This is a genomic window from Pseudomonas sp. Colony2 (assembly GCF_019382755.1).
In the GTDB taxonomy this organism is placed as follows: Bacteria; Pseudomonadota; Gammaproteobacteria; order Pseudomonadales; family Pseudomonadaceae; genus Aquipseudomonas.
Genome location: NZ_CP080030.1, coordinates 5,423,897 through 5,431,991, shown reverse-complemented (window position 1 = coordinate 5,431,991; position 8,095 = coordinate 5,423,897). Strand labels below are relative to the sequence as shown.

At 61.6% G+C, this 8,095-nt stretch carries 10 protein-coding genes; 5 read left to right on the top strand and 5 right to left on the bottom strand.

The genetic code is table 11. From position 1 onward, the window contains the following. Positions 1-119 precede the first annotated feature (119 nt). The 3 genes from JV201_RS21635 to JV201_RS21625 are packed head-to-tail and all read left to right on the top strand — an operon-like array spanning position 120 to position 3,266. Complete coding sequence (locus JV201_RS21635) at positions 120-1,586, top strand: cytosine permease (protein ID WP_008434943.1); 1,467 nt, start codon at positions 120-122, stop codon at positions 1,584-1,586. Then, positions 1,579-2,499, top strand: coding sequence for a PfkB family carbohydrate kinase (locus JV201_RS21630; RefSeq protein ID WP_177035141.1), 921 nt, complete (start codon positions 1,579-1,581; stop codon positions 2,497-2,499). Before JV201_RS21635 ends, JV201_RS21630 begins: the two co-directional genes overlap by 8 nt. A gap of 38 nt (positions 2,500-2,537) precedes the next feature. Next, the gene (locus tag JV201_RS21625) at positions 2,538-3,266 is read left to right on the top strand and encodes a bifunctional 2-polyprenyl-6-hydroxyphenol methylase/3-demethylubiquinol 3-O-methyltransferase UbiG (RefSeq protein WP_219406029.1); all 729 of its coding nucleotides are present in this window, start codon (positions 2,538-2,540) and stop codon (positions 3,264-3,266) included. Between the two features lie 129 nt (positions 3,267-3,395). Here the strand turns inward: JV201_RS21625 and JV201_RS21620 are convergent, their stop codons facing one another. The 5 genes from JV201_RS21620 to JV201_RS21600 form a co-directional block, all read right to left on the bottom strand. Further along, the gene (locus JV201_RS21620) at positions 3,396-3,776 is read right to left on the bottom strand and encodes a termination factor Rho (protein ID WP_219406028.1); all 381 of its coding nucleotides are present in this window, start codon (positions 3,774-3,776) and stop codon (positions 3,396-3,398) included. A gap of 57 nt (positions 3,777-3,833) precedes the next feature. Further along, complete coding sequence (locus JV201_RS21615; protein ID WP_087692767.1) at positions 3,834-4,100, bottom strand: hypothetical protein; 267 nt, start codon at positions 4,098-4,100, stop codon at positions 3,834-3,836. A gap of 48 nt (positions 4,101-4,148) precedes the next feature. Beyond that, entirely contained in the window at positions 4,149-4,496 is a 348-nt protein-coding gene (locus JV201_RS21610) for a hypothetical protein (RefSeq protein ID WP_177008408.1), read from the bottom strand. A gap of 85 nt (positions 4,497-4,581) precedes the next feature. Further along, positions 4,582-5,775, bottom strand: coding sequence for an MFS transporter (locus JV201_RS21605; RefSeq protein ID WP_177041393.1), 1,194 nt, complete (start codon positions 5,773-5,775; stop codon positions 4,582-4,584). Positions 5,776-5,861: 86 nt separating this feature from the next. Next, positions 5,862-6,521: an HD domain-containing protein gene (locus JV201_RS21600; protein WP_004371242.1), complete on the bottom strand. Its 660-nt coding sequence runs from the start codon at positions 6,519-6,521 to the stop codon at positions 5,862-5,864. Positions 6,522-6,633: 112 nt separating this feature from the next. On the opposite strand from JV201_RS21600, the gene JV201_RS21595 reads away from it, so the two are divergent. Beyond that, on the top strand, positions 6,634-7,113 hold the full coding sequence (locus JV201_RS21595) for a GNAT family N-acetyltransferase (protein WP_004371239.1): 480 nt from the start codon (positions 6,634-6,636) through the stop codon (positions 7,111-7,113). 149 nt (positions 7,114-7,262) lie between these two features. Then, positions 7,263-8,084: an SDR family oxidoreductase gene (locus tag JV201_RS21590; RefSeq protein ID WP_177019571.1), complete on the top strand. Its 822-nt coding sequence runs from the start codon at positions 7,263-7,265 to the stop codon at positions 8,082-8,084. Positions 8,085-8,095: the final 11 nt, after the last annotated feature.

Genomic DNA, 8,095 nt, shown 5'->3' with positions numbered 1-8,095 from the left:
CGCTATCGCAGGCAAGCCAGCTCCCACATTGATCCAGTCGAGTCAGGAAGACCGGCACACAGATTCAACTTGCCAACCTGCCACAACCACAAAAAAACAGGCATCAGGAGCACCCCACCATGAGTACGTCCTCTTCCGGCCAAAGCGCCGGGCAATTGGAAACACGCGGCATCGAGCCGGTCCCGGAAGGCGAGTGCAACGGCCATCCGCTGCAACTGTTCTGGGTCTGGTTTGCGGCCAACATCAGCATCCTCGGCTTGCCCCTGGGCGCGACCCTCGTGGCGTTTCGCGGCCTGGCGATCTGGCAGGCGATCATCGTCGCAATCCTCGGCGCTGCCGGTTCGTTTGCGGTGGTCGGCATCATCTCCATCGCCGGCCGTCGTGGCCGTGCACCGAGCCTGACCCTGTCCCGGGCGATCTTTGGCGTACGCGGCAATATCGGCCCGACGCTGGTGTCGCTGATGTCGCGCCTCGGCTGGGAAACCGTCAACACCACTACGGCTGCGTTCGTGCTGTTGTCGTTGTGCTCGATCCTGTTCAATTCGCCGGTTGCCGCCAAAAGCGCTCCGGTACTGACCCTGCTGTTCATCGGCATCTTCGTGCTGCTGACCCTCGCCGTGTCGGGCCTGGGCCATGCCACCTTGCTGGTGATCCAGAAGTGGGCCACCTACGTGTTCGGCGCACTGAATATCCTGGTGGGCGGCTTCCTCTGCGCCACCATCGATTGGAGCGCGGTATTCAACGCCACGCCTGCGCCGTTGAGCGCGATGATCATCGGCGTCGGCACCATGGCCGCCGGTACCGGTATCGGCTGGGCCAACGCCGGTGCCGACATGTCGCGCTACCAGCACCGTAGCGTCAAGGCCGTGCGCCTGGTGGCCTCCGCGGCATTCGGTGCGGGGATTCCGCTGGTGCTGTTGATCACCCTCGGCGGTTTGCTGTCGGTGGGCAACAACGACCTGGCGTCGGCCACTGACCCGATCATCGCGATCCGCGACATGCTGCCGACCTGGATGGCGGTGCCGTACCTGATCACCGCGTTTGGCGGGCTGTTGCTGTCGAATAACCTGTCGGTGTACTCGGCGGGCCTCACCACCTTGACCCTCGGTTTGAAGGTCAAGCGCGTGCACGCAGTGATCGTCGACATCGTCGCGATCTTCGCCGGTTCGATCTACTTCATGCTGATCGCCGACAGTTTCTACGGCCCGTTCATCACCTTCATCTCGTTGCTGGCGGTACCGATCACCGCCTGGGTCGGGATCTTTGTCGTCGACCTGATTCATCGCCACTACTACAGCCCCAAAGACCTGCTGGACGTAACGCCAAGCAGCGCCTACTGGTATCGCGGCGGGGTTGAATGGCGTGCGTTCGGCGCCTGGGCGATTGCGATCGTGCTGGGCTTCAGTTTCACCACCATCGGCACCACGGCCGAGAACATCTGGTTCGCCGGTCCGCTGTCCGATTCGTGGCTGGGCCACAACGGCCTGGGCTGGATCGTCACCTTCCTGGTGGCCGGCGGGATTTATGCGGTACTGGGGGGCGCGGCTGATCGTCGCCCGGCTTTGGTAGAGAGCGCTAATGTCTAGATTGCTGCACAGCGGCCAGGTCATCGTCGACCTGGTCATGTCCCTCGACACATTGCCTGCCACCGGTGGCGATGTATTGGCCAACTCCGCCAGCTTCGAAGCCGGCGGTGGCTTCAACGTGATGGCCGCGGCCCGACGCAACGGCTTGCCGGTGGTCTACCTGGGCCGCCATGGCACCGGCCGCTTCGGCGACCTGGCGCGCGCGGCGATGCAGGCCGAGGGCATTGAAATGGCCCTGGCCGCCAGCGACGACAAGGACACAGGCCTGTGTGTGTCCCTGACCGAAGCCACTACCGAGCGCACCTTCATTTCCCATATTGGCGCTGAGGGTGACTTGCTGGCGCAAGACCTGGCCAATGCGGTACCACGCGACGACGACTACGTGTACGTCAGTGGCTACAGCCTGCTGCTGGAAGGCAAGGCCCAGGCGTTGCTCGATTGGCTATTGGCATTGCCGCGCCAGATCACGGTGGTGTTCGATCCGGGCCCGCTGGTGAAGGCACCGGACTCGGCCTTGATGGTCGCCCTGTTGCCGCGTATCGATATCTGGACCAGCAACGGTCCGGAAGCGCTGGCCTTTACCGGCGCGAGCGATCTGGCGGGGGCATTGCTCAAGCTCAACGAGCACTTGCCCGCCGACACCTTGCTGGTGGTGCGCGATGGACCGAATGGCTGCTGGATCAGCCGTAATGGCCAGGGCGAGCATGTGCCGGGATTCAAGGTCAAGGCGGTGGACAGCAACGGTGCCGGCGATGCTCACGCCGGGGTGTTTATCGCCGGCCTGGCCAATGGTTTGGCGCCAGCTGTCGCGGCACGTCGCGCGAACGCGGCGGCGGCCTTGGCGGTCACGCGCTGGGGGCCGGCCACCTCACCGGGCACGGCTGAAGTGGATGCGTTGTTGAGCGAGGGCTGATTCGGCAGAATAGTCGCCATTCAGCACGGAGCAGCGTCATGACCCAGAACATCTACGACACCGAGGTTTTCTTCGAGGGCTACAGCAAAATGGGTCGCTCGGTAGAAGGCCTCGCCGGCGCGCCGGAGTGGCCGGCTCTGCAAGCCATGCTACCGCCGATGCCAGGGTTGAAAGTGGTGGACCTGGGTTGCGGCTACGGCTGGTTCAGTCGCTGGGCGCAGGAGCAGGGCGCCGAACAGGTGCTGGGGCTGGATGTCTCGCAAAAAATGCTGGCGCGGGCAAAGGAGATGACTTCGTCGTCGGCCATCACCTATGGCATCGCCGACCTGGAAAAACTCGACCTTCCGGATGCCGCTTTCGACCTGGCCTACAGCTCATTGGCGTTTCATTACATCGTTGATCTTAAGGGCCTGTTCGCGCGTATCCATCAAGCGTTGGTCCCGGGCGGGCGGTTGGTATTTTCCATCGAGCATCCGATCTTCATGGCGCCCCGGCAGCCGGGCTGGCTGGTTGATGAGCAAGGGCGCAAGAGCTGGCCGGTGGACAGCTACCAGTTGCAAGGACCACGGGTGACAAACTGGCTGGCGGAGGGTGTGATCAAGCAACATCGCACCGTGGGCACGTTGCTGACGCTGTTGATCCAGGCGGGGTTTACCCTGACTCATGTCGACGAGTGGGGCCCGAGCGAAGCGGACCTGAAAGCCCGTCCCGCACTGGCAGAAGAGCTTGAACGCCCAATGATGCTACTGGTGGCCGCCCACCGCTGATTCCTTGGGTGAAAACCCGACCAAAAAATGTGGGAGCGGGCTTGCTCGCGAATGCAGTGGGTCAGCCAATGAATCTGACACTGATACACCGCCTTCGCGAGCAAGCCCGCTCCCACATTTTGTTCCGCGTTAACCGGCCTTTTTCAGCGCCTCAACCAACTCATCCTTGCGCATGGTCGAGCGGCCGGGAATGTCCCTGGCACGCGCTTCTCTCAGCAAGCTTTCCTTGGTCTGCGTACCCAGCGAAACCCGGCTGTTACGCGGATGCCCCTCACGGCTGGCAGCGGCCCGCTTAGCCGACTCATGCCGGTCCTGGGACTTCTTCGCCGGCGCCTTGCGCTGGCCTGAACCGCCGGCCTTTTCGCCGCCGCCAGACTGCTTGTTGACGGTGGCCCAGGCCCGCGCCTCGGATTCTTCTTTCGACAAGCCCTGGTGCTCATAACTCGCTTCGATATGGGCGGCCTTGCGCTTCTGTTCGGTGGTGTATTTGGCTTTGCTTCCACGAGGCATTGCGATACTCCTTCTGGCCCTCATACAAGATACGAGGGCCAGACCAGGCAAGGTGTGTTATTGGCTCGCTTCGCTTTCAAGCTTGCGAGCCGCTTCCACGCCGGACGCGGTGAGCTTGATCGGCAGGTTCAGCGAATGTTCACCGGCATCGTTGCAGGTCACATGGCCTTCCTTGATCCACCCGCGGTCCTGCAAGGTGGCCAAGGCGCTGGCCACCACTTTTTCACCTCGGTAGTTGTCCAGCACTTCTTTGCCCAACCCACTGGGATGAGCGTGGAGCAGACGGGTGAGGACTTCTTTTTCAAGGTTGTGATCGACGTTCATGCATACCTCTTCACTGGGAAATGGTTGGGTGTTCGTCTTTCTTGCGCATTAAGGCGCGGGCTGTTTTGGCGCGCCGGGGATGTTGGAGTCATCGCCTTTATTGATCGAGGGCGAAGTGGCACCTGGGCCCATTTTGCCGTTGGGCACCGCACCGCTGTTGCGATTGGTGTCGTCGCCCTGGGTGCGTGGGTCCCTGCTGTTGTCGATGATGGCGCCGCCGTTGGTGTCCATGCCGGTACCCATCGAGTCCTTCGACTCCTGGGCGGCCGGGTTGGGCGGGCTGCCGACAGGGTCGGTCGGGCCGGTGCTGGAACCTGTGGTGGCGGCAAAGCTGCTCAGCGAAACAGCAGACAGCAAACCGGTGAGGGCGAGGGCGGCAAATTTGGAAGTCGTCATGATGGTGTCTCCATATGATTAATGTCCTTACCTGATATTGGTCCGCCCTCGTTTGTGATTCGTGCCTCGATACCGACGAACGGTCTTAGGTCGCTTGTAAGATTTTGTGTGACGAGATTCGGCGCCAGATCAACCGCGCCACCGTGATCAGCCAATTGAGCAGCGCCACCGCCAGTACGCTCATCAACAGGGTCGGCATGCCGTATTCGACGATGACCTTGCCCGCCAGCAGCGGGAAACCGAACACCCCGATAAAGTACGCCAGGCTGAACAACAGCAACGCCTGGGAGGTGGTGCCAGCGGGTGCCTCGTTCGCAGCCAAACCATTGATCACCGAATACGTCAGGCCGTAACCGACGCCCAGGGTGACGGCTGCCAGCAGGTAGCTGTAGTTGCCGCTGACTCTGAACCCGAACAGGAAAATCGACACCAGCATCAACCCCGACAACACACACGCCGCCCAATACGGATCACGCTTGACCACGATGCCGGCGATCAGCAGGCGGCTGGTAATCGCCGCACTCATGAAGCCCAGGAAGAACAGCGAATAGTCCAGCCCGTGCAACGCCGCGTAGCTGGTCTGGAAACTCGACAGCCCGCCAAACACGCAACCGCCGAGGCCCACCATGATGATCGCGAACACCGCCCGGGACGACAGCACCTTGCGTGTCGCCGACCAGGAAATCTTCGCCACCGGCGCGGTGTGTTGACTCAGCGCGCGACCCAGTCGCCAGAAAATCAGCACACCCACCAGGCTCGCCAGCGCTGCTATATGAAAGGCCGCCGTCAGCGAAAAATCCAGGGCACTTGCCGCCCGCCCCAGCAGTGGCCCGGAGCCGATTCCGGTCATCATGCTGCCCGACAGCAGTGCGAAATATTTGGCCCGCTGCGCCGGTTCCACCAGCATCGCGACGATGATCGGCCCCAACGTGTAGAACACGCCCCAGCCCAATCCCAACGACAAGCCAAAGAACATCAAGCCCTCGCCGAACCCCGGCGCCAGCGCAAAGCCCAGGCACGCCACCACCAGCAATACGCCGAGCAGGGCGATCGACCTGGCAGCCCCCAGCAGGTCGGCCAGATGCCCGGAAACCAGCACCGCCACAAAGGTGCTGAGCATCGCCATGGAGATCACGCTGCCGGCGTCGTGTTCGTTGCCGCCGCGCGAATGGATCAGCAGCGACAGCAAGAATGTCGAGCCATAGGACAGGGAAAGCAGGTAGCTGGCGAGGCAGAAAAGGGCGAACAGTTTTCCGCCGACCGCAGGTGAGGCGTGCATGGGGGAGCCTTGCGTCTGTTGGATTTATGCCCAACTTTTTACCATGCACGGCACGTGGGATTGTTCTGTGGTTCGCGGCGCTTGCGTTAGCCCGCAGCGGAGTATGGCGTGCCTATTTCTTCGATGAACAGGTTCATGAAACCCTTCAACCGCTCATGGCGCGCCAGGGCCATGCGTTGCCCCGTCGGCGTCTGAAATCCGCCCGCCAGATGCAGCAGCTTGGTCTGGAAATGGTCGAGGCAAAAGCGCTTGTCGTCGTACTCGCGATGCTGCGCCGTTGGGTCAGCCGGGTCATACAGCCCGCTGCCCATGCGCCCGGCGATGTAAAATGTGCGGGCCACGCCGATCATGCCCAGGGAGTCCAAACGGTCGGCATCCTGCATAATCTTTGCTTCAAGCGTCACCGGCGTCAGGCCCGCCGAAAAGCTGTGGGTCTCGATGGCGTGGGTCACCGCTGCAATCGTCTCGGGCTGCCACGCCAACCCCTGCAAAATCTGCCCGGCCTTGTCCGCCGCCAATGTTGAGGCCTTGGAACGCAACGGCGAATTCTTCTCCACCGCGACGCAGTCATGGAGCAGCACCGCCGCCAGCAGCACCTCCAGATCGCCACCTTCCTCTGCCTGGATCGACCGCACGTTGTGCCACACCCGTTGCAAGTGGGACAGGTCGTGGGCGCCGTCTTCCGAAGGCTCAAGGGCGTGAGGCAATAACGTCGCGGCGAGGTCGGTCAAGGGCGTGAAGGGCATGGGGATTCTCAAAGGTCGATGGCCTGCAGGTTAGCCGCGAATCAAATTGCACTGCAATCGGTCATTAAAGCGCCTTAGTATGTGTGCTCTCTTTCCCTGACAAGGCCTGCCCATGACCATCGAGATTCGCCCCGCCGTGCCCAGCGATGCTGCGCAGATCCTGACCTTCATCACCGAGCTTGCCGACTATGAAAAAGCCCGGCACGAAGTGATCGCCAGCGTGGTGGACATCGAGCGCAGCCTGTTCAGTGAAGGTGCCACCGCCCACGGCCTGATCTGCCTGCGCGACGGTTTGCCGATCGGCTTTGCGGTGTTCTTTTTCAGCTATTCCACGTGGCTGGGCAGCAACTGCCTGTACCTCGAAGACCTGTACATCAACCCCGAGCAACGCGGTGGCGGGGCGGGCAAGAAGTTGCTGCGCCACCTGGCGAAAATCGCCTGTGACAACGGCTGCGGGCGTTTCGAGTGGAGCGTGCTGGACTGGAACGAGCCGGCCATCGCGTTCTACAAATCCATCGGTGCCCAGCCCCAGGAAGAGTGGGTACGCTACCGCATGGAAGGCGACGCCCTCAGGGATTTCGCACAGGGTTAAGTGTGCATAAAGGACCGGCTTTTAAAGCCGGTTTTTTTATATATTTGCTCACTATATGGGATGATAATTTATATATTGAGATGTTCCGGTTTCTGGGTTTATAGTCTTGCGCATCAGCACTCACTACCAAAAACAAAACAGGTGAAGCGATGCAGGCACAACCGTTGTCGTTACCTCCGGTGCCCGAGCCGACTTACGGCGAGCGACTGAAGAACAAAGTCGTGGTCATCACCGGTGCCGCCCAAGGCATTGGCGAGGCTATCGTCGCCTGCTTCCAGGCTCAGCAGGCGCGCCTGGTGATCGGTGATATCCAGGGCGAGAAGGTCGAGCGGGTCGCCGCCCACTGGCGCGAACACGGCGCCGAGATCTACGCACAACCTGTCGACATCACTTCCAAGGATCAATGGCGCGCCCTGGTGGACGTAGCTATCGAACGCTTTGGCCGCGTTGATGTGCTGGTCAATTGCGCCGGCGTCAACGTGTTCCGCGACCCGCTGGAAATGACCGACGAAGACTGGCGCCGCTGCTTCGCCATCGACCTCGACGGCGCCTGGTACGGCTGCCGTACCGTGTTGCCGCACATGATCGAGCAAGGCATCGGCAACATCATCAATATCGCCTCCACCCATTCCAGCCACATCATTCCGGGCTGCTTCCCGTACCCGGTGGCCAAGCACGGCCTGCTCGGGCTGACCCGCGCGCTGGGCATCGAATACGCGCCCAAGGGCATCCGCGTAAATGCCATCGCGCCGGGCTATATCGAAACCCAGCTCAACGTCGATTACTGGAACGGCTTTGCCGACCCGCACGCCGAGCGCCAGCGTGCCTTCGACCTGCACCCGCCCAAGCGCATCGGCCAGCCGATTGAAGTGGCGATGACGGCACTGTTTCTTGCGACCGATGAGGCGCCCTTTATCAATGCCACCTGCCTGATGATCGATGGTGGGCGGTCGGTGATGTACCACGATTAAAACTTTTCCAA